This is a genomic window from Arcobacter defluvii (assembly GCF_013201725.1).
GTDB lineage: Bacteria > Campylobacterota > Campylobacteria > Campylobacterales > Arcobacteraceae > Aliarcobacter > Aliarcobacter defluvii.
In genome coordinates, this window is sequence record NZ_CP053835.1 from 1,224,466 (window position 1) to 1,245,670 (window position 21,205).

A 21,205-nucleotide genomic window follows, 5' to 3' on the forward strand; every position below is an offset into this window, starting at 1 on the left:
ATTATTTTAAAGAATAATCAGATAATTTTACAAATTTGAAACCTTTTTCTTTTAATTTTTCAATAACTCTAATAATTCCTTCTCTTGTATGAGATTCAGGATGATTAAAATGAATTATTCCAATTTCTCCACCTTTTACATTTGCAAAAGCTTCTTCAATTTGCTTTGCACTATAAGTTGCTCCTGCATCACCTAAAACTGAAAATCCTATAACTTCTTGTTTTAAATTATTTGCAATTTTTACAGCAATTTCATCATAATATGCAGTTCCTGAACGGAAATATTTTGGTCTTTTATTTGTTAGTTCTTCAATCTTTCTTGCATTTAATTCAATCTCATCAACAAGTTCTGAAATATTAGCTGTTCCACTGATGCCATAAATAGATTTTCCATTTACAGAAGCTGGTTTATGTAAATATCCATGATTTCCTATTTCAAATAGTGGATTTGAAGCTAAATGCTTAAAATTTTCCATATTTCTATCTATCCATCTTCCATTTATAAATAAAGTAGCAGGGATTTTTTCCTTTTCTAAATAAGCTATTAGATGATTATCATAACCCATTCCACTTTCTGTTCCGCAAGCATCCATTGTAAGTGCAATTACTTTATCTTTTGTTTTTAACTTTGTTTTAACTCCTGTTACATTTTCTCCCCATTGTTTAGGGTTTTTATTCTGATATTTTTTTTCTATGGACTGTTTTAATTTTTCATAATCATTTGAAGAATTAATAGAAGCCGAATTAGCACTTAAAGCTAAAAGACATAGAGTTAAAAAAATAGAAGATTTTTTCATTTGTTACCTTTTATTGATTTTTCATTACACAATTATAGATTATTAATACTTGATTTTAGTCATAGTAATTTAATTATAATTTGCTATTATTATAAAACAATATAAAAATAATAATCTTATGTAATATAGTAAGGAATAAAGAATGCAAAATGAATTTAATGAATATTTTAATAGACAAATAAAACTTTGGGGAGAAGAAGTTCAAAATTCTTTACAAAATAAAAAAATAGCAATTATTGGAAGTGGAGGATTAGGATGTACTTTAGGGATTGCGCTTGGAGCATCTGGAATTGGAGAGTTTACATTTGTAGATTTTGATACTGTTGGAGTTCATAATATTCATCGACAAATAGGTTTTAAAGTTGGTGATGATGGAAAATATAAAGCAGATGTTTTAAAAGAACTTATAGAATCAAGATGTCCTTATGTTAAAGTAAATGCTTATAAGGAAACTTTTGATGAATTTACAAAAAGAGATTTAACTTTTGATTTGATTATTGATGCAACAGATAATCTTCCAACAAGAGCTGCAATAAATAAATATTGTATAGAACATAATCAACCTTGGATTTATGGGAGTGTTGAAGAATTTCATGGTCAAGTTTGTTTTTTTGAAAAAGCTTCGTATGAAGCAGTTTTTCAAATAAATGATAGAAAACCAAATGGAATAGCTTGTCCAATTGTTATGCATATTGGTTCCCTTCAAGCAAATTTGGCTTTAAGATATTTAGCTGGTTTAGAAGTAAAAAAAGATGTTTTATATTATCTATCATTTGATAATGAAGGTATTTTAGATACAAAAAAATTTAATCTTCCTTCTGCTTAAAAATTTATAAGCTTAATTATTTGTTATTTAAAAGTTCAAGTTTTAATATATAATATAAAAATAATTTCTTATATTATATATAAAACTTGTAACTACAAAATTGTAATACATAACCGAATCTTAAGCCCCTTTTCGATACACTATCCAAATTTTATAAAATAAATATGGGGAATTTTTTATGCCAAAAAGAGAAGATATAAAGTCTATTTTACTTATTGGTTCTGGACCAATTGTTATTGGTCAAGCGTGTGAATTTGATTATTCAGGTACTCAAGCTACTAAAACGCTAAAAGAACTAGGATACAGAGTTGTTTTAATAAATTCAAATCCAGCTACTATTATGACTGATCCTGAGTTCGCTGACAAAACATATATTGAACCAATTACAGAAGAAGTTGTTGCAAAAATTATTGAAAGAGAAAATATTGATGCTATTTTACCAACCATGGGTGGACAAACAGCACTTAATGTTGCAACTTCAATGTACGAAAAGGGAATGTTAGAAGGTGTTAAGTTTTTAGGTGCTCATCCTGATTCTATTAAAAAAGGTGAAGATAGACATCTTTTTAATGAAGCTATGAAAAAAATTGGTATGGATTTACCTAAAAGTGCTAATGCTTATAATCTTGAAGAAGCAATTAAAGTTGCAAAAGAGATTGGATTTCCAGTAATTTCAAGAGCTTCTTTTACCCTTGCTGGTGGAGGTTCAGGTGTTGCATATAATATGGAAGAGTTTAAAAAATTAGCAGCATCTGGATTAGAAGCAAGTCCTATTAGTGAAATCGAAATTATGGAATCTATGCTTGGATGGAAAGAATATGAAATGGAAGTTATCAGAGATAATAAAGATAACTGTATTATTGTATGTTCTATTGAAAACTTAGACCCAATGGGTGTTCATACAGGAGATTCTATTACTATTGCACCTGCTCTTACTCTTACAGATAAAGAGTATCAAGATATGAGAAATGCATCTTTTGCAATTTTAAGAGAAATAGGTGTTGATACAGGTGGTTCAAATGTACAATTTTCAATTGATCCAAAAACAGGAAGAATGATTGTAATTGAGATGAATCCAAGGGTTTCGAGATCTTCTGCACTTGCATCAAAAGCAACAGGTTATCCTATTGCAAAAGTTGCAACACTTTTAGCTGTTGGATTTACACTTGATGAAATTACGAACGATATAACTGGAACAGCAGCTTCATTTGAACCTGTAATTGATTATATTGTTACAAAAATTCCTAGATTTACTTTTGAAAAATTCCCTAAAGCTGATTCAACTTTAACAACTTCTATGAAATCTGTTGGTGAAGTTATGGCAATTGGTAGAACTTTTAATGAATCAATTCAAAAAGCACTTTGTTCAATGGAAACTGGACTTATTGGATTTGATAGAATTTTAGATAAAGATTTAGATTTCATCAAAAAAGAGATTCGAAGACCAAATGATAAAAGACTTTTATACCTAATGGAAGGTATGAGACAAGGTTTATCAAATGAAGACATCTTTGAATTATCAAAAATTGATCCTTGGTTCTTAACTAAATTTAGAGAAATTCATGATTTAGAAAAATCTATTGATTCATCAATTTTAATAAATGCAGATTTTATGAGAAAAATCAAATCTAATGGATTTAGTGATAAAATGATTGGTAAATTGATTGGTAAATCAGAAGAAGATATTTATACTGCTAGAAAATCTTTAGATGTTGATTTTGAGTACAATGAAGTTGATACTTGTGCTGCTGAGTTTAAAGCTTTAACACCATATTTATACTCAACTACAAACGTAACAAAACTTCCAAAAATAGATAAAACTGAATCAACTGATAAAAAAGTTATGATTATTGGTGGTGGACCAAATAGAATTGGTCAAGGTATTGAATTTGACTATTGTTGTGTTCACGCTTCATTTGCTTTAAATGAAATGGGTGTAAAAACTATAATGTATAACTGTAACCCAGAAACAGTTTCAACAGATTATGATACATCTGATATTTTATATTTTGAACCAATTGATTTTGAACATGTACGAAGTGTTGTTGAGAAAGAAAATCCAGATGGTGTTATAGTACACTTTGGTGGGCAAACTCCATTAAAACTTGCAAATGCTTTAACAAAAGCAGGAGCAAAAATCATCGGAACAACTGCTGAAGTTATTGATTTAGCAGAAGATAGAAAAAAATTCTCAGCATTTGTTGAAAATATTGGATTATTACAACCTGATAATGGAACGGCCGTTGAAGTAACTGAAGCAATAGAAATTGCTGAAAAAATCGGATATCCTGTTCTAGTTCGTCCTTCATTTGTACTTGGTGGAAGAGGTATGAGAATTGTTTATTCAACTGATGAATTAAAACAATATATGGATGAAGCAGTTTCTGTTTCAAATGATGCACCAGTATTAATTGATAAATTCCTTGATAGAGCAATTGAACTTGATGTTGATTGCATAAGTGATGGAAAAGAAGTTTATATTGGTGGGATTATGCAACATATTGAAGAAGCTGGTATTCACTCAGGTGACTCTGCTTGTTCATTACCTCCTGTTTCTATTAGTGATGAATTAATCAAAGAATTAGAGACTAAAACAAAAGAGATGGCTTTAGGTCTTGGTGTGGTGGGACTTATGAATACTCAATACGCAATTCATAAAGGACAAATTTACTTAATTGAAGTAAATCCAAGAGCTTCAAGAACAGTTCCATTTGTATCTAAAGCAACAGGAATGCCACTAGCAAAAGTTGCAACAAGAGTTATGTGGGGTGAAACTTTAAGGGATGCGCTTTCTGTTTATGATAAAAAAATTGTATTTGAAGATAATAATGTTTTAAAACCAAAATTAAAAAATCATGTTGCAGTTAAAGAAGCTGTTTTCCCATTTAATAAATTAAATGGTGCTGATTTACTTTTAAGCCCTGAAATGAAATCAACAGGTGAAGTTATGGGAATCTCAGATAACTTTGGTATGGCATTTGCAAAATCTCAAAGTGCAGCAAAAAATAATCTTCCAAAAGAAGGGAAAGTATTTATTTCATTATGTGATTTAGATAAAGAGTTTGCTCCAAGTATCGCAAAAGGTTTAACTGAAAATGGATTTACAATAGTTGCAACTGGTGGAACTTATAAAATTATTGCTGAATCAGGGATAGCTTGCGAAAATGTATTAAAAGTAAGTGAAGGTAGACCAAATATTACAGATTTACTTACAAATGGTGATATAGCAATGGCTATTAATACAAGTGAAGCTAAGGAATCATCGAAAGATGATGGAAAAGAGATTAGAAGGGCAGTTTTAAGAATGAATGTACCATATTTTACAACTGTAGCTGCTGCGAATGCAGCTGTTGAAGCAATAAAAGTTTTAAAAACAAATGATGTTTCAACACCAAAATCAATTCAAGAATTTTTAAACGATTAAAATGAATCAGAATCTGATTTATTTAGTTCAAACAGATACAACAGTAGGTTTCTCATCATCAAGTGATGAGAAGCTTTCTTCTTTAAAACAAAGACCAATTACCAAAAAAATTTTAAATACAGTAGATTCTTTTTCAACATTAAATAAAAATACTAGAATTCCGAAGAATTTTAGAAAAAAAGTTAGAAATAGCAAAAAAACAACATTTATTTATCCTAATGGTATGTCATTTCGTGTTGTAGAAAAAAGTTCTAAATTTTACGATTTTATACATAAATTTGGTGTTTTATATTCAACATCAGCAAATAAAACTGGTAAAAATTTTGATAAAAATTTTGCTATACTCAATACAGAAGTAATAGTAGAGGATAATAGAGGTTTTTATGAAACTAAAGCTTCAACAATTATAAAACTAGCTAAAAAATCATATAAAAAATTACGATAAAATCATTATTTAATAGTTACTTTTAAGCAAAAATAAACTCAAACTAAATTATAATTTCAATCTTCATTTTTTGACCCTGTCGTCTAGTGGCCAAGGACGTCTGGATTTCCTCCAGAACACGCAAGTTCGAATCTTGCTGGGGTCGCCATTTAAAAAGCCCATAAAATAGGCTTTTATTTGAAGAAATGATTTTATACTTTTCATTTTTATAAAAAAGGTGTCTTTTTAGGTGTCCTTATAAAATAGAAAAATAAATATTTTGCTAAAAATAAAGTAGCTTTTGAATTATAAATAAAATTACTATTAATTTTAAAATTAACCATTAATTTTATAATTAATACCCACCAAATGTACAAACTAATTCCCCTTAATTATAAAATTAATACCTACTCAATTTTTTAATTTATCCCCATTAATTATAAAATTAATGGTATGCCAAAAATAATATGTTTATTTGGTATCTATAGATTTTTGTATTCCTACAAATACATAGTATTAATACTTTAATACAAAAAAGAAGTAACACTACAGTTGTAGTAGTTTTTTTATTTAATAGATTATTTTAATTTATTTATTTGTATCGTACGATATAATTTAAGAAATTAAATATAAAAGATTAAATATATGAATGAAAAAATACCTACTTTAGAATTTTATAAAGATTTACAAGAAATCTATAATATTTTTAATAGAGAACTGTTTGATAATACATTACCTAATTGTTTAATAACAGTACAAAGAAAAAAACAAGTTATGGGATATTTTAGTCCTGATAGATGGATAAATGATAAAGGTAAGAAAAATCATGAATTAGCTTTAAATCCAGCATATTTTGGAAGTTGTAATTTTATAGAAATTTTTCAAACAGTAGTTCATGAAATGTGTCATCTTTGGCAGTTTGAATTTGGTACTCCATCAAGAAAAACTTATCATAACCAAGAGTGGGCTAATAAAATGGAAAGTATTGGATTAATTCCAAGTGATACAGGAAGAGCTGGAGGTAAAAAAACTGGACAAAAGATGAATGATTACCCTGAAAGAGGAGGTAAATTTGAAAAGTTATGTATTAAAATATTTAAAGATGGACTATATGTTAAGTGGTTTGATAGGTTTCCTAATGAAATAACAGTTAAAACACCTTTTTCTCAAGAAGATTATCAAGAACTAGATGAAGAAGAGCTACAAGATGTTATAGATAGTTTAGATGATGATAAAATTTTAGAAAATTTATATACAACAGTTGGAGAGATAATAAAAGACATCTTACCAGTTGAAGAAGTTAGAGCTCTTAATGAAATAAAACAAAAAACTAAATATATGTGTCCACAATGTAGTTCTTCTGTTTGGGGAAAACCTAATTTATCTATTAAATGTAATTCTTGCAATATTGATTTTTTTATAGTTACTTAATATAGTCTTTTATGCTGCACAAGAAGTGCTGCATAAAAGTAAGATTTTTTAACTTTTTATTTTTACTACAAACAATTACAGAGTAATACTTTATTGAACTTATAAATATATGATCTATCAGAGATAGATTAAATTTATAAGTTCATGTGTAAAGTAAATTGATTAAAATAGTTGGTCCAATTAAAATTGGAACTATCTATTTTAAATATAATGACTTCTTTTAACTTTTTAATTTTTTGCTATGCAACAGAAGAAAAACTTATTTATTCTCTTTTCTTTAAATCTTTTTAAATGAACTTTGTTAGTTCAGCTTTTTATAAAATTTAAGTGTGATATGTTATTTTCTTACTTTACTCTGAAAATTTTTTAAATGAGCATATACTCACTTTGTTCCGTTATCCCTCCTTTCAAAAAATTTTAAGCTCCAACCAAGAAAAAACATATCTGATACACTTAATAAAAAGCCCGATGAACTAACGAAAGTGAAAAAGATTTGTTTTTAAAGAAAAAGAGATAAGTTTTTTAATCTTCTTAAAAATTAAAAAAAAGAAGAAAAGACAAACCCTCAAAATCTTCAAAAATGAAAAATATTTTTATAAGGAAATTAAAAAATGAATATAGAAAAAGAATCTCAAATTGCTTTAATTGAATCAGTAAAAACTATTATAATGTTTATTACATTATTTATAGTAATCTTAAAAATTTTATGGGAATTTACTAAGTTTATTTATAATATTTCAAATAAGATTTATAGAATAATTAAGAAGAAAGATACTTCAAGTTTATCTTGAAATATCTAAATCTGTATTTTTCATTTTCTCTTTTGGAGAGAAGAGTTTTTTTTCTTTTACTCCAAATAAATTTCTTTCATTTGATTTTTTAAAATCTAAATTCGTATTATCAATATATTCTAATTTATTAAATAAATTTGAATATTCTTTTACATTATTTACACAGAGTTCATATCTATGTTTTATTATATTTGCTGGAACAAAATGTCCAGTTCCTTTTCTGAACCTATCTTCTACTCTTGCAATATTTAAATTTACATCTTTTGAATGAATAAAATATCCTTCAATTTCATAGTTTTGTTTTTTTAGTTCTTTCATAATTGCAATACTTCCCATTGCTCCATCATCAGTAAAAGTTGTTTCAAATGCAAAATTTTTCTTTTCTTTTATATATTTTCCCATTTGACTAATTGCAATTTGTCCTGATTTTATTTTTGCTTGGTTATTTTCAATTCCATCTTTTACAAGTTGTTGTTTTATCTCATCTGCATTTATGTAAAAAATATTTTCTTTTTCAAAATGCTCTTTTAGATTATTTCTATAAAATGTACTTTTCCCACTTCCATTAACTCCTAATATTAAAATAACTTTCATTTCTCTATTCCATATTTTTTATACCAATCAAAAGAACATTTTATAATTTGCATATTTTCTTCATTTTCTAAAGATATTAAATATTCATCATTAGGATATTTTTCTTTTAAATAATTGAATGTTTTTGTTACAAAATTAAAATGTTCTTGAATCTCTTTTGGTGTTGGGTCATAAGAAGTTAAATTGTTAATTATACTTTTTTCTTTTTTATCAATTTCTCTTTGTTCTTCTGTAACAAAATCTAGTAATGTATAAGTTGTATCTTTCCCCTTCCTTACTTTTTTACTTTCCATAAAATCTAAATATTCTTTATACTTAAAAACTTCTTTAGGTACATAATCTAAATTTAATTTATTCATTTTCTTTCTCTTTTATTTGTTTTTGATTTATTTTGAATGCATCATAATTATTTTCTAATATATTAATGCAGTTAATTAAATTGTATTTTTCTAAAATAGATTTAAATTCAATTTTAAAATTATCATCTGTGCTTAATTTTACTAAAATGTTTTCAGTAAATTCTATATTTGCTTTTTTTAAAGCTTCTTTTTGTTTTTGTTTTGCTTTTTTTAAAGCTTCTTCAATTTTGACTATCTCATCACTTTTTTTTATTTGCATACCTTTCCTTTTTATTAAATTATAAACTATTTAAATGAATTATAAATTATCTAATCTTAAATCAATTTTATTTTTTTAATTGTTCTAAAGTTTTAAAAATGTATTATTATTTAATTAATTTGTATTGCAGGAACGGAAACTATAACACAAAAAGCAGGGCTTTTTTTGTTATATATTTCCCCACCTGTTCTGCAAAGCTCTTAGCTAAAATCTGCGATTTTAGATTTTTTCTAACGAAAAAATATTTTTTAAGTATAAAAAATGAGGATTAAATGAATAAAAGAAAATTAAATTTAATTGAGTTAAATGTTGGTGATGAACTTTATAATATGTTAAAAGATATAAAAAAAATAACAAGCATACCATTAACAAAAATTGTAATTTCTATTTTAAATGAAAAGCTAGAACAAATAAAAGAATTAAATTATAATAAAGAATTTATAGAAGATTATAAAAATATAGATGATACTTTTGAAACACAAATTAGATTTAGAATTAAAGAAAAAGAAAAAATATTTTTAGAAGAACAATTAAAAAAAACTGGTAACAAAAGTTTAACAAGCGAGATAAGATATAGATTGATAAATTCTATTTATAAGAATAAATATTTTTTACCAATAGAATTAAAAGAACTTTCTAATTTGAACTTTCAAATCAAAAGAATTGGATTAAATATAAATTCAATTTATAAAAAAGTTAATTTCAAAGAAGAGTTAAAAAGTGATGATTATACAAATTTACAAAATAGTATAAATGAAGTAAATGAGAAATTAGATTTAATCTCAAATGAAATAAAAGATATTTTAAAATTTGCAAATAATAGGGATTAATTTTGGCTAGAAGATATAGACTTTTTGAAGATGAACTATTAGCAAAAAGAGTATATACTAGATTAGAAAATGCTTCAAGAACTTCATATAATCATAAACAAAAAAATAAAAATTCTACAAAAAATAAAGATAATCCACGAGGTAAAGAAGCAGTAATAAAAATAACTGGAAGTTCAAAAAATCTTAATGTATTTAAAAGACATATTGAATATATTACAAGAGATTATGAATTGCCTTTATATGATAATGATGGAAATAAATACGAAGGAAAAGATGAAATAAAAGATTATATTGATTTATATAATCATGATGGAGCTATTCCTGAATTTGAAAATATAAATGGTAAAGAACGAAGAGAAGTTATGAATTTTGTATTTTCTATGAAAGAACATAATTCAACTCCAGCTGATAAACTTATGGAAGCAGTTATAAAAAGTGTAAGAGAAAAATATCCTAACAATCCAGCAGTTTTTAGTTTTCATGGTGATACAGATAATCCACACATACATTGTGATTTAAGAATACAAGATATTAATGGACATAGAATAGATTTTAAGCACAAAGATAGATATGATTTAAGACGAGATTATGCTAAAAATTTAAGAGATTTAGGAATTGAAGCTTATGCAACAAGTAGAAATGTAAAATATGATTTAGATAAAAATAAAAATTTTGATAGAACAGTACAGGACAAAAATTTAACTGGAGCTGATGAAGATAAAATTAAAAATCATCACTATGAAGTTGTAGAATTTGGAAAAGCTAAATATAAATTTGATGAAAATGCAAAAGATAGTTTTTATGTAAAATATAAAACTACTAGAGGTGAAATAATTGATATATGGAGTGAAGATTTAGAAAGAGTTGTAAAAGATAATGATATAAAAGTAGGGGAATATGTAAGATTTAAAATTACAGATAGAGTTCCTGTTGAAGTAAAACTAAAAAAGTTTGATAAGAAAACTAAAAAATATACTGTTTATACAAAATCGGTTTTAAAAAATGTTTGGGATTGTTCTATTTTAGGAAGAGCTGAAAAAGATTTAAAATCAGTTCCTAAAACTAATAACAGAAAAGTTAAATATGGAACTGAAACAGTTGTAGATAAAACAGCAGAATTTATAAGAATGAAAAAAGAGAGAGAAGCTAAAGAGGGCTTAAATATTTCGACTGGTAAAAAGCCTAATAAGTTTGGGAAACCTATTAAAAAAGATGATAGAGATAGATAATCTCTATTTCTTTAAATCCTGAATGATTAAGTATTCTATATAACTGTTTAACTCTAAGCCAAATTTTGAAGCTTTATCTTTTACTTGTTCTAGTAAAGTATCATTGATTTTGATTTCATTTTTATTGATTTGTTGTTTATTAAAATCTTTAAATATTTCGTTATATATTCCAAGTTCTTTACATTTTTTTTTAATAGCATTAATAGAATTTCTAAGTTTCCAGCTTGAAATAGATTGTTGTGTAGTATTTATTTTTGATGCTAACTCTGAATATGTCGAGGCATTATAATGAGATAATAAGTTATCAATTAATATCTCAGCTTGATTAACAAAAAATTTTTCAAAAATTCTTTCAGCTTCCATTTTTTATCTCTCTATATCTTGATTTTTAGATATTGTTTTATCTTTTGGTTTAAATTTTTTTTTTCAACTATTTTTTCTAATACATTAATATTTTTAAGCCAATTTGTATTTTCAATATCTTTTTTTGTTTCTATATTTTTAAATTCTTTTGAATTATCAAAAAGATATAAATTATTTACAATAGGTAAAATTGATTTTAAATTTTCTAATGATTCTTTGTATCTTCTTTCAATAAGTTCAGGAGCTATATCGTGACCACCTTTTGCAACTCTTATTTTCACTCTATCTTTTGCTATTTGTTCACTTTCTAGCCCTACATAATAAAGATTTATCTTATATCCTTTATCTTTTGCTTTATGAATAAAAGAGATAATACTTTTCCCACATAAAGTAGTTTCTTGATTAAAAGAATAACCATTCTCTAAATGCTCATTTCTAATTTTTAAGGCAATTTTAGAAGCTCTGATTTGGTCTTTTGGATTTTTCCAGTCACCTATTGCTTGTACAATTTCATCTATATTTACTCTTAATCCAAAATTTTTATTTTTTTCTGTTTCTAACTGTTTAAAATATAAAGTTGTTTTACCAGCTCCATTTACACCAGCGAAAATATTAAATTCTTTACTTTTATCTATTGCCATTTTATAATCCTTATTAATGTTATTTAGAATTAAATAATATATTTATTTTAAATATATTACAATTCATCGAAATTTGGTATATCAGCTCTTAAAAGCTTTCTAAAATAATCTTGTCTTACACTAAATCCAATCTCTTTTAACTTATCATCAATAGCTTGTAATTGACCCTCTGAAAGATATATATTTACAGGAGTATTTAATTTCTTTGTAAATTTTTTAGGTCGCCCAACTTTTTCTGATTTTGAATCTGAAATTTCTTTTGTTTCAATAGTTATATTCAAATCATCTATTTTTACAGGCTCTATTTTTCTTTTTTCCATTTTCTTTCCTTTGATGTTATTTAGTATTAGTTAATATTTTATAATATTAGTTAATACTTGCTTTACTTATATCTTTATTATTAGATATTTTATATTTATTGAAGTAATTTCTTTTTCTCTTGTGTGAAATTCTTCGAGATTTTTTACTCTAACTTTATTTGTATTTAATAGGTAATCTTTAAAATTATTCATTTACATTCCAAGACCTAATTAACTCTTTTATTATTTATATTATATCATAATGTTAGTTAGTATTAATAAATACTAACTAACATTATAAATTATCTTTTATATCTTGAAATGTATCAAAAGCCCTACCATATATTTTAATCCAAACATCATTTTTTAGATATTCTATAAATGCCTTATCTCTTTTTATAAAAGTAGGGTTATCTTGTAGAGCTCCTATACTTACTCTTCCATATCTAGTAAATAAACGAGCATTTGTAAGAATATATGATAATTCATCTTGTGTAAAAAGACTTCTTTTATATTCATCATGTAGAATATCTGTTACTAAAAATAAGACTTCTTCTAGTTCTTCTGCTAGATTGCATTTTTCATTATATCTTTCTTCATATTCAAGATAAAATACTATAAATCCAACAAGAAAAAATATTACTGTTAAAATCCAACCACAAATTACTATTTCAATCATTTTATTTCCTTTAAATATTTATATACAGTTGTTCGACTTGTTCCTGTATCTTTTGCAATTTTTGAAATAAGCCAATTACCTTTTGAATCTTGATATTCAAATGCAAACATTCCTTTTATGCAGCTAAATATCTTTTCTTTTGTTTTTTTAATTCTTTGATTCGTCATTTTCCTTGCGTGAGCTTGTCTTGTTGCCATTAATTAATTCCAATATTTATATCTAATATGTATTACCATAACAATAACTATTGCATATAAAAAGATTGGTATTAGGGATAGATTTAAAGTTATTTCCATTTTAAAACTTTTTTATTATCTATTAAAATTGTCATTATTATTCCTTTTCGTATTTTTCTCCAAATTATTAATATATTGTTTTATTAAATTAAGTTCTTTTTTTACAGCTTTTATTTTATATTCCTGTAAAATAGAAATATAAAGTAGAATCAAAATCATTAAAGGGTATATATAATTAATTATAATTTCGCTCATTTTTATCCTTTTATTTTTTATTTTTTATGAAAATATTGCATAAGCTAAAATTATTAAAGCAATTATAAATCCAATAATTTCATATTTTTCTAAAGGTGTTATTTTCATTGTTTGTTCCTAATATTTTAATTAGTGTTCATTTCAGTTAAATGAAATGAACACTAATTAGTTGTTAATAAATTAACAAGTTTACTTATAAATTTATCTATATTTTTGTACTTAATATCTTGTTCAAATTTACCTTTTAAATCATTTTTCATTGTTCCCATATCAACCAGTTTTCTCATTAAAGTTGTTTTTGGTAAGAATAGAGTAGTGAATCTATTAAATCCATTTACTTCTATATGTTCCTGAAACTCTTTTATTTTCTCATCTTTAGTTGTTTTATCTACAATAAAAGCACCATTTAGTACAAAGATTATTTTAGCTTTTATATTTCCCTTGAGAATAAAATGAGCTGTTCTCATACTCTCACTAATACTTTCATAATCATCAAAAGAGGGGATAATATAAAAATCACTTTTTAAATCAACTAATCTTTCATCAAAATATCCACCTAAATCACAAATCAAATAATTTGATTTTGTTTTTATTGTTTGCTCTGTTGTTTTATCTTTCAAAATTAAACAATCCTCTTTTCTAGTAATAGATTTATTTTCAGGGATATTTATTGTTGAAACTACATTGTAAGCTTCACTATTTCTTTTTTTATCAAAGTTTAAAATAGTTGTATTTAGTTTTTCAGCTACTAATCTTGCAATAGATGATTTTCCACCACTTCTTAAATTTGCAATTGTTATAAGTACCATATTTTTTATTCCTCAAAACTTTCTATTTTTTTAATTTCTTTTGATAGAGCTTTTTTTGTATAACCTGAAACAGATTGATACACTCTTATCTGTTCTAATAATTCTATATTCATAATTTTCCTTTTAATTTATAGTGCAATAAGAAATAAGTAAATTTGATAATTTCAATATTTGGAAATTTAATATCAAGTAATTTTATAAATAAATCGTAAGTGTATTTATTTTTATTAATCACTTTTCGAGCTTTTGAATTTAATTTAAGTGTACTTTCACCAACATATTCATTATCTTTAAAAACATACTCTTTTTTACCATCTACTATATGTTTTAGTTCTTCATCATATTCTGAAATACTATTTTCAATATGTTCTAATAGGTCATTAAAATTTTGATTTATTTGTTTTTTTGAAGAGATAAAAAAGTCATTATTTTGTCTTAATTCTAATTTATACTCTTTATCTTCTTTTTTAGTTCCTGATATAATTTGTCTTATCATTTTAGAAAAGTTAAATCTATTAGAATCTCTATATACTGACATATCATATTCTTCTGTAACATTTTCTTTAAATAAATAGTAGTTTTCATCTTCATTTACATCAAAAATTGCTGCATAACTACAATATTTATAATTCCAATCCTCTTTATGTTTATTTTCAGTGAGTATAGCTGTGTAAGTAGAGTTATTTTTTGTAATAGTAACTCTATACTGTTTATATTCATATTCATCATTTTCTATTTTTTCAAATTTGAATATTGATTTAAAATTTGATTTTAAATTTTCACATAGATTTTTAAAATTATTAAAATTTAGATATTTCGTATTAGAGCATTCATCAATGTATTTCAAACTTTGAAGCAGTAATTGGTGAGCTAATCTTAAATCACTTTGAACATATAAAATTTGTTTATTTGTTTCAAATTCAATAAAATCATCAAGAATAAAAAATTTACTTCTTGCTTCTTTTAATCTATTTATTCTATCTTCTTCAAATATTTTTGATATAAAAGTTGTATCAATTTTGTTAGTTGAGTTCATTTTCTCTCCATTTCTTAAAATTTATTTGATATTAAATAGTATTAATTAATATTAATTAATATCACTAATTGAATATTATAATTTATAATATTAATTAATACTTAAAAGTATTTATTAATATTAAATAATGTTAAAAAATATTGATAATTTAAAATTGAACCAAAAAAAATATAGTACCAGGATAAAATCTTGGTACTATATTTTTATCTTTCAAGTTCTTGTGAGTTATTTTTTTCTTTTAGTTTAAAAGGTTTTATCACTTGTGTTTGTTGAAGTTTATTTTTTATTAATTCACTTTTTGGTTTCCAAGTTGAAACATAGTCTTTTTCTTTAGATGTTCTTTTTATTTCATTAATTATTCTTTCATTATCACTTCTAAGAGCTGTTAGATAATCAAAATTCTTATATTTAGGAGCATTTTCCCCTGTAATAATGGATAATTCTCTAATATCTTTTTCACATTTTGTAATATATGATTTAGAGTTATTAATTCTATCATCCAAACTTTCATAAAAATTGTTTACTCTTTTGATTAATCCCGTTAATGTTACTGAATCTTTAAGTCCATTTAATAAATCTGATTCAGCTCTTATTGTAAGATTAGATGGTTCATAAACTAAACTATCTTTCTCATTTTTTAAATAAAACTCTACTTTTGTTTTATCTAGTCTATTACCATAAATTGCAATATCTCTATAATCAAAGAATTTAATATCACTTTTGTACTTTAACATTTCATCCACATTTTTATCAAAAGCATTTTTTAATTGTGTTTGAACCATTTTATTAGACTCATCAATATCTTCTTTAGGAATATCAAAATCTATTTTTTTTCTAACTTCATCTTCAATAGAATAATAACTACCTTTAAAATTGTCAATAGTGTGTTTAGATAAATGCTCTTTTAATGAATATAAATCTTTTAATTCAACTTCACTATCACTTTTATTTTTTATGGTTCTATTCAAAAATTCTTCATTATTAAATATTTCTTTTTTGAAATTATTATAAAAAATTTCTTCATTTCTTAAATCACTTGAGAGTTGAACTTGCATTAAAATTAAAGGATTTCCTGTTGCTTCTGCTTTCATTTCTGCTGCATCTGCTGAACCCATTGTAAAATCTTCTAATTCTCTTAAACTTAGCCCAGCCTGTCTAAATTGCTCTATTGATTTTGCTTTACTTTCAATAGTTTGCCACATTCTAGCATCGTATGTTTTTTCAGTTGCATATCTAAACTCTTTTATTCTAAAGTTTTCAGGGTCGGCTTCAAATAGTTTATTCCCTTGTCTTATTACTCTTCCGTTTCTTTGTTCTAAATCAGATGGTCGCCAAGGACAATCTATATGATGAATTGCAACAGCTCTATCTTGTACATTTGTACCAGCACCCATTTTAAATGTAGAACCAATTAAAACTCTTACTTTACCACTTTTAACATCATCAAATAATGCTGATTTTTGTAAATCAGTATTAGCATCATGTATAAATCTAATTTCCTCTTGAGATACACCTTTCGAAACAAGTTTTTTTAAAATATCTGAATAAATATCAAATTTAGAAGTTTCAGCTATAAGCTCATCATTGCTTTTAGATTTTTCATTATCTATCAAATCATTTAAATTTATTTCCTCTATTTTATTATTGCTATTTAGAGCTTCATTTAATTCTATTTTTTGAGAATTTATTTTTGGTGTTGATAAATCACAAAATATAAGTTGTGTACCTTTAACATCACTCCAGTCTAAATACTCTTTATAAACATTATTTACTACTGCATTCACTTTAGAGTTTTCATAATCTTCTGCATTTGGATTGATTAATCTATAATCTAGTCCAGCTTTCCTTGCGTCAGTTGTACAAGCTAATAGATTGTTTCTATGTATATCTTCTTCTTGATGTTCCATTCTGTAAATAATAGAACCTTTTTGATATTGATTGTTTGAGTCAGGTACTCCAATAAAGTCAGCAACTATATCACTTCTTGGAACTATTGTGTTAATTGGTTTATCGTTATACAATTTTGGTACAAAATCTTTAGCAAATTTTTTAATATCATTGTTTGTGATTACATCTGCAAAAGTTTTATACATCTTTGTTAATTCAGGAACATTGTTAAATTTATTAAATCTTGAAACTATTTTATAGTTTACTCCTGAACTATCTAATTCCCACGAAGAAGTAACTTGCCCAAAAGTTGAAGCCCAACTATCAAAACTACTAATCCCTTTTTTTGAAAGCTCTTTAGGTTGCATATATCTTTGTAATGTATATAATTCTGTTATCGAGTTTGAAATAGGTGTACCTGTAAGAAATGCTATTTTATTGTTTTTCTCATTTAAATATCTTGTTTTACAATACATATCATAAGCTTGTTGAGAACCTTTCAAATTTCCTAATCCTGATATATCTCCCATAGAAGTTGTAATTAATAAATTTTTATAAGTATGTGCTTCATCAACTGCTAATAAATCCACTCCTAAATCTCCAAAATCAATACTCTTTGATTTCTTATTTTCTTGCAATAAATTATCTAATCGAGCTTTAAAATTACTTATTTTTCCTTCTGTAGCTTTAATTGAAAAACCTCTAGTTGATTTACCATCTCTTTGGGCTATTTCTTTTTGAGTTTCAAGCATATCTTCTAAAATAGAAATATCCTCATTTATTTGCTCTTTTACAATTTCATAAGGAGCTGGTAAAAGTTTAAATTGACTATGTGACATTATGACTGCATCATAATTATTTGTAGCAATTCTTCCAAAAAATTGTTCTCTATTATTTTTTTCTAAATCTTCTTTATTTGTTGCTAATAAATTTGCGTTAGGATATGCTTTGTAAAACTCTTTTTCCCATTGACCAATCAAATGGTTTGGTACAGTTATAATAGGTTTATTAACTAACCCCATTCTTTTTTGTTCCATAATAGAACAAATCGTAACTAAAGTTTTTCCAGCACCCACCTGATGGTCGAATAATACATTTTTATCCTGTATTGCTCTCCAAATCGCATTTTTTTGATGAACTCTTAATTTAATTGAATTGTTAAGATTAGGGAATGTTAAATGAGAACCATTATAGTTAGGCTCTACATCTGTGTTAAATGTTTCATTATAAATTTTTTCTAAATCAGTTCTTCTATCTATGTCTTTATAAATCCATTCAGAAAAGTCATTTTTTAAAATTTGTAATTTAGAATTTGCAAGAGCTGTTTCTTCTTGATTAATTTTTTGTTTTTGTTTGCCCTCTTCATCTAAGTAAGTATCAAATACTTTAATAGGACTATTTTTTAAACCATTCTCAGCAATTCTAAATACTCCAACCCTAGAAGTACCATATTTTGAAACTATATCTCTTGGTAAATAATTCCCGTTCCCGTCAAATGTCCACTCACCCGAAGTTTTATTGTGTAATAAATTCCAATTATCCCTATTTGTTTTATAATGACTTTCAAAAAATTGATGATAATATTCTTTTGGTATCCAAGAAGTACCTAAAGAAACACTAATTTCAACTGCTTTTAAATCTTTTGGTAAAACTTCATTTAAACTGTTTAAATTACTCTCTAATTCTCTATGCTCTTTAACCAACTCTTGAACTTCTTGGAATTTACTTTTAACATTTCCTGATAGATATTTTTCTGCAAGAACATAACTAACATCGTCATTTTTGATAGTTGTGTGGTCTATGAATATTAATTTCTTTTCTAGTAAATCTTTTATGATTACATCTTTTGATATATTTAATTCATTTTCCATATAGTTTAAATCAATTTTCCCAAACTGATTTAAACTAGAGATTAAAGCTTCTTTTGGATTGTTTACTTCTATTTTTACAAAAGGCGATATAGTTCTTCTTTCAAAAATATCAGCTTTTTTTGCACTAGCTTCAACAGGTTCAATATTATTCTTTTTAGCAACTTCTTTACTAACTCCAGCTGAATATTCTAATTCTAAAGCTAGTATTTTTTGAGCTTCAACATCATTTGCAAAAGCTTTTTTATTTGTAGATTTATGTAAATAACCCTCTTTTTTTACAAATTCATCATAATATTTATTTAGTAATGCTCTTTGTTCAACAAGTTTTGGATTAGTATCTTCGATAGGAGCTTGTTCAAGTTCAATAATGTAATTTAAAGTATCTCTAATATTTATAAATTTAAGTATTTTATTTTTTTCATTTTGGTTTAATATAGGTTTTTTATACGATAAAACTTTTCCATCATCCGTATCTAAATTATTGATTTTTATATAAATCTCATCATCTTTTAAAAAATAATTGTTTTTCTTTAAATCTAATAAATGTGAATCAGGATTTTTTAATTCAAAATATTGTGCTTGTTCTTTAACATTATGATATTTATAAATATTTTCAGGAAGTCTTGAAATAGCTTTTTTAAGTTCCTCTTCCATATTTAGACCTATATCTAAACATTGAGTAGTTTCTCCTATTCCACTCATTACAAAATCCATTTTTCCTAAAATATTTGAAGGATTTTCCTCAAAATATTTATTTATAAAAATAGGTTTTTCAATATCTTTTGTATGATGCGTTGATATTGTTGTTTCTTTAAAATCTTTGTGTATATCTTTATCTATACCTTTTTTAAAGAAAACTATATCAGTCGTTACTTCTGTACCAGCTTTATTTTTAAATGTATTATTCGGAAGTCTAATAGCACCAACAAATGAAGCTTCATTGCTTAATTGTTCCCTTAATGTTGAATCTTTAGAATCTAAGAAATAGCTAGAAGTTACAAAAGCTACTATACCATCATCTTTTAATTCTTTTATAGCTCTAGCCATAAAATAGTTATGAACACTTAACATTGATATATCATTATTATTCATATCAAATATCTTCTTTTGTCCATAAGGAGGATTACCAATTACTGCATCATATTTCTTTTTAGATTCTAAAATTTCAAAACCAACATTATAAATTTTTTGGTTAGGATATAACTTCCTCAATAAATTAGCTGATGTTTTATCTAGTTCAACACAATCAAAATTAAAATTATTAAAATGATTTTTAGAAAAACTTAGAAAGGCACCATTACCAGCACTTGGTTCTAGTATTTCTTTAGTTTCTTTTGATTTATTAAATCCAAATTTATCCAAAGCATTATAAATAGTATCTATGACTATTTTAGGAGTGTAATGACTATCCATCGTTGAAGTTTTAGCACTTTTGTATTCATCTTCTGTAAGTATATTTTTTAGTTCTACATATTCTTTAGACCAAGAAGATGAATTTTTGTCAAAAGCTTGAGGAATACCACCCCATCCCGAATAATTATTTAATGTTAATTGTTCTTCAGGAGTGGCATATCTTTTTTCTTTTTGAAGAATATTTAAAAGCTTTATAGCTTCTATATTTTTATTATATTTATCTTTCGTACCTGTAATAATAACTTCATCATTTGATTTAAAATCAATTTTTAAATCATTATTTCTTTGAAGAATTTGAACGGGTCTATCCCTCTCTCTTCTAGTATCTCCATATCCGTTATTCCATTCGCTCTCATCTTGTTGGCTATATTGCTTTCCAATATTTCCAGCTCCATCTGTCCTTGTAATTTCATCGCTGTTGAGAGTCCTGTTAATTCTGTTAATGTCTTGATTATTGGAAATTCCCTTATCCATCTCTCCAGTATTTCCAAGTTGTAAGGAGTCATTATTGTTCCACTGTTCCCCAATTCGTCCTCTATCTCCCGATACAGTTCTTGTGTTAAATTCGCTTCCAAATAATCCCAGTTCACTTCCGCTTGTATTCTTTCCATCTTCTACCCTTTCTTTTAAATCTATTAATTTATTCTCTATCTCATTTGATACAAAATCAAATAAAGATAAACCTTTATAAAGTTCACTATCTTTTTTCTTTTTTGCTTTTGCCATTTTAGTTTCCTAACAATATAATTTTTA

Annotated in this window: 20 protein-coding genes and 1 tRNA gene; 8 read left to right on the forward strand and 13 right to left on the reverse strand. The window is 25.2% G+C overall.

The window, feature by feature from the left end; all coding sequences use genetic code 11:
* Position 1: 1 nt before the first annotated feature.
* Entirely contained in the window at positions 2-796 is a 795-nt protein-coding gene (locus ADFLV_RS06175; RefSeq protein ID WP_014473981.1) for a polysaccharide deacetylase family protein, read from the reverse strand.
* Between the two features lie 142 nt (positions 797-938).
* Here ADFLV_RS06175 and ADFLV_RS06180 point away from each other — a divergent pair, with 142 nt between their 5' ends.
* From ADFLV_RS06180 to ADFLV_RS06205, 6 genes are all read left to right on the forward strand, one after another.
* Positions 939-1,622, forward strand: coding sequence for a HesA/MoeB/ThiF family protein (locus ADFLV_RS06180; protein ID WP_129011046.1), 684 nt, complete (start codon positions 939-941; stop codon positions 1,620-1,622).
* Positions 1,623-1,800: 178 nt separating this feature from the next.
* A complete protein-coding gene (carB, locus tag ADFLV_RS06185) occupies positions 1,801-5,046 on the forward strand; it encodes a carbamoyl-phosphate synthase large subunit (RefSeq protein ID WP_129011045.1) in 3,246 nt (1,081 codons plus the stop codon).
* Between the two features lies 1 nt (position 5,047).
* Positions 5,048-5,491: a hypothetical protein gene (locus tag ADFLV_RS06190; protein ID WP_014473984.1), complete on the forward strand. Its 444-nt coding sequence runs from the start codon at positions 5,048-5,050 to the stop codon at positions 5,489-5,491.
* A gap of 72 nt (positions 5,492-5,563) precedes the next feature.
* A tRNA-Glu gene (locus tag ADFLV_RS06195) sits at positions 5,564-5,639 on the forward strand.
* A gap of 476 nt (positions 5,640-6,115) precedes the next feature.
* Positions 6,116-6,901 (forward strand): SprT-like domain-containing protein, encoded by a 786-nt coding sequence (locus tag ADFLV_RS06200; protein WP_129011296.1) that lies wholly within the window; start codon positions 6,116-6,118, stop codon positions 6,899-6,901.
* Positions 6,902-7,512: 611 nt separating this feature from the next.
* Complete coding sequence (locus ADFLV_RS06205; protein WP_129011295.1) at positions 7,513-7,692, forward strand: hypothetical protein; 180 nt, start codon at positions 7,513-7,515, stop codon at positions 7,690-7,692.
* On the opposite strand, the gene ADFLV_RS06210 is transcribed toward ADFLV_RS06205, so the two are convergent.
* Genes ADFLV_RS06210 through ADFLV_RS06220 form a run of 3 tightly spaced genes read right to left on the reverse strand, consistent with a single transcriptional unit; the run spans position 7,684 to position 8,904 of the window.
* Positions 7,684-8,286, reverse strand: a complete 603-nt coding sequence (locus ADFLV_RS06210) for an ATPase (protein ID WP_129011294.1) — start codon at positions 8,284-8,286, stop codon at positions 7,684-7,686. The genes ADFLV_RS06205 and ADFLV_RS06210 overlap by 9 nt on opposite strands.
* A complete protein-coding gene (locus tag ADFLV_RS06215) occupies positions 8,283-8,645 on the reverse strand; it encodes a hypothetical protein (RefSeq protein WP_129011293.1) in 363 nt (120 codons plus the stop codon). Before ADFLV_RS06215 ends, ADFLV_RS06210 begins: the two co-directional genes overlap by 4 nt.
* Positions 8,638-8,904, reverse strand: coding sequence for a hypothetical protein (locus tag ADFLV_RS06220; protein ID WP_129011292.1), 267 nt, complete (start codon positions 8,902-8,904; stop codon positions 8,638-8,640). Before ADFLV_RS06220 ends, ADFLV_RS06215 begins: the two co-directional genes overlap by 8 nt.
* 272 nt (positions 8,905-9,176) lie before the next feature.
* Between ADFLV_RS06220 and ADFLV_RS06225 the strand changes: the two genes are divergently transcribed.
* A complete protein-coding gene (locus ADFLV_RS06225; protein WP_129011291.1) occupies positions 9,177-9,734 on the forward strand; it encodes a hypothetical protein in 558 nt (185 codons plus the stop codon).
* 2 nt (positions 9,735-9,736) lie between these two features.
* A complete protein-coding gene (gene mobP1 / locus ADFLV_RS06230; protein WP_129011290.1) occupies positions 9,737-10,963 on the forward strand; it encodes a MobP1 family relaxase in 1,227 nt (408 codons plus the stop codon).
* 3 nt (positions 10,964-10,966) lie between these two features.
* Here the strand turns inward: mobP1 and ADFLV_RS06235 are convergent, their stop codons facing one another.
* From ADFLV_RS06235 to ADFLV_RS06270, 9 genes are all read right to left on the reverse strand, one after another.
* Entirely contained in the window at positions 10,967-11,326 is a 360-nt protein-coding gene (locus ADFLV_RS06235) for a hypothetical protein (protein ID WP_129011289.1), read from the reverse strand.
* Between the two features lie 11 nt (positions 11,327-11,337).
* Entirely contained in the window at positions 11,338-11,967 is a 630-nt protein-coding gene (locus ADFLV_RS06240) for an ATPase (protein WP_172658761.1), read from the reverse strand.
* Positions 11,968-12,023: 56 nt separating this feature from the next.
* Positions 12,024-12,287, reverse strand: coding sequence for a hypothetical protein (locus tag ADFLV_RS06245; protein WP_129011287.1), 264 nt, complete (start codon positions 12,285-12,287; stop codon positions 12,024-12,026).
* Positions 12,288-12,353: 66 nt separating this feature from the next.
* Positions 12,354-12,479 carry a hypothetical protein gene (locus ADFLV_RS15215; protein WP_268812261.1) on the reverse strand — a complete coding sequence of 42 codons (126 nt, stop codon included), beginning with the start codon at positions 12,477-12,479 and terminating at the stop codon, positions 12,354-12,356.
* A gap of 82 nt (positions 12,480-12,561) precedes the next feature.
* The gene (locus ADFLV_RS06250; RefSeq protein ID WP_129011286.1) at positions 12,562-12,945 is read right to left on the reverse strand and encodes a hypothetical protein; all 384 of its coding nucleotides are present in this window, start codon (positions 12,943-12,945) and stop codon (positions 12,562-12,564) included.
* Entirely contained in the window at positions 12,942-13,142 is a 201-nt protein-coding gene (locus tag ADFLV_RS06255; RefSeq protein ID WP_129011285.1) for a helix-turn-helix domain-containing protein, read from the reverse strand. The genes ADFLV_RS06250 and ADFLV_RS06255 overlap by 4 nt, the downstream gene beginning before the upstream one ends.
* Positions 13,143-13,597: 455 nt before the next feature.
* Entirely contained in the window at positions 13,598-14,245 is a 648-nt protein-coding gene (locus ADFLV_RS06260) for a hypothetical protein (protein ID WP_129011284.1), read from the reverse strand.
* Between the two features lie 109 nt (positions 14,246-14,354).
* Positions 14,355-15,281: a hypothetical protein gene (locus ADFLV_RS06265; protein ID WP_129011283.1), complete on the reverse strand. Its 927-nt coding sequence runs from the start codon at positions 15,279-15,281 to the stop codon at positions 14,355-14,357.
* A 203-nt stretch (positions 15,282-15,484) separates the two neighbouring features.
* Positions 15,485-21,178, reverse strand: a complete 5,694-nt coding sequence (locus tag ADFLV_RS06270) for an SNF2-related protein (RefSeq protein ID WP_129011282.1) — start codon at positions 21,176-21,178, stop codon at positions 15,485-15,487.
* Positions 21,179-21,205 lie beyond the last annotated feature (27 nt).

What these genes read in the sequence shown, in the direction of transcription:
- carB (WP_129011045.1), top strand. Translation starts at nt 1,801, where the DNA reads ATGCCAAAAAGAGAAGATATAAAGTCTATTTTACTTATTGGTTCTGGA.
- ADFLV_RS06245 (WP_129011287.1), bottom strand. Translation starts at nt 12,287, where the DNA reads ATGGAAAAAAGAAAAATAGAGCCTGTAAAAATAGATGATTTGAATATA.
- ADFLV_RS06215 (WP_129011293.1), bottom strand. Translation starts at nt 8,645, where the DNA reads ATGAATAAATTAAATTTAGATTATGTACCTAAAGAAGTTTTTAAGTAT.
- ADFLV_RS06255 (WP_129011285.1), bottom strand. Translation starts at nt 13,142, where the DNA reads ATGGCAACAAGACAAGCTCACGCAAGGAAAATGACGAATCAAAGAATT.
- ADFLV_RS06225 (WP_129011291.1), top strand. Translation starts at nt 9,177, where the DNA reads ATGAATAAAAGAAAATTAAATTTAATTGAGTTAAATGTTGGTGATGAA.
- ADFLV_RS06220 (WP_129011292.1), bottom strand. Translation starts at nt 8,904, where the DNA reads ATGCAAATAAAAAAAAGTGATGAGATAGTCAAAATTGAAGAAGCTTTA.
- ADFLV_RS15215 (WP_268812261.1), bottom strand. Translation starts at nt 12,479, where the DNA reads ATGAATAATTTTAAAGATTACCTATTAAATACAAATAAAGTTAGAGTA.
- ADFLV_RS06250 (WP_129011286.1), bottom strand. Translation starts at nt 12,945, where the DNA reads ATGATTGAAATAGTAATTTGTGGTTGGATTTTAACAGTAATATTTTTT.
- ADFLV_RS06210 (WP_129011294.1), bottom strand. Translation starts at nt 8,286, where the DNA reads ATGAAAGTTATTTTAATATTAGGAGTTAATGGAAGTGGGAAAAGTACA.
- ADFLV_RS06270 (WP_129011282.1), bottom strand. Translation starts at nt 21,178, where the DNA reads ATGGCAAAAGCAAAAAAGAAAAAAGATAGTGAACTTTATAAAGGTTTA.
- ADFLV_RS06175 (WP_014473981.1), bottom strand. Translation starts at nt 796, where the DNA reads ATGAAAAAATCTTCTATTTTTTTAACTCTATGTCTTTTAGCTTTAAGT.
- ADFLV_RS06260 (WP_129011284.1), bottom strand. Translation starts at nt 14,245, where the DNA reads ATGGTACTTATAACAATTGCAAATTTAAGAAGTGGTGGAAAATCATCT.
- ADFLV_RS06240 (WP_172658761.1), bottom strand. Translation starts at nt 11,967, where the DNA reads ATGGCAATAGATAAAAGTAAAGAATTTAATATTTTCGCTGGTGTAAAT.
- ADFLV_RS06180 (WP_129011046.1), top strand. Translation starts at nt 939, where the DNA reads ATGCAAAATGAATTTAATGAATATTTTAATAGACAAATAAAACTTTGG.
- ADFLV_RS06205 (WP_129011295.1), top strand. Translation starts at nt 7,513, where the DNA reads ATGAATATAGAAAAAGAATCTCAAATTGCTTTAATTGAATCAGTAAAA.
- ADFLV_RS06235 (WP_129011289.1), bottom strand. Translation starts at nt 11,326, where the DNA reads ATGGAAGCTGAAAGAATTTTTGAAAAATTTTTTGTTAATCAAGCTGAG.
- ADFLV_RS06190 (WP_014473984.1), top strand. Translation starts at nt 5,048, where the DNA reads ATGAATCAGAATCTGATTTATTTAGTTCAAACAGATACAACAGTAGGT.
- ADFLV_RS06200 (WP_129011296.1), top strand. Translation starts at nt 6,116, where the DNA reads ATGAATGAAAAAATACCTACTTTAGAATTTTATAAAGATTTACAAGAA.
- ADFLV_RS06265 (WP_129011283.1), bottom strand. Translation starts at nt 15,281, where the DNA reads ATGAACTCAACTAACAAAATTGATACAACTTTTATATCAAAAATATTT.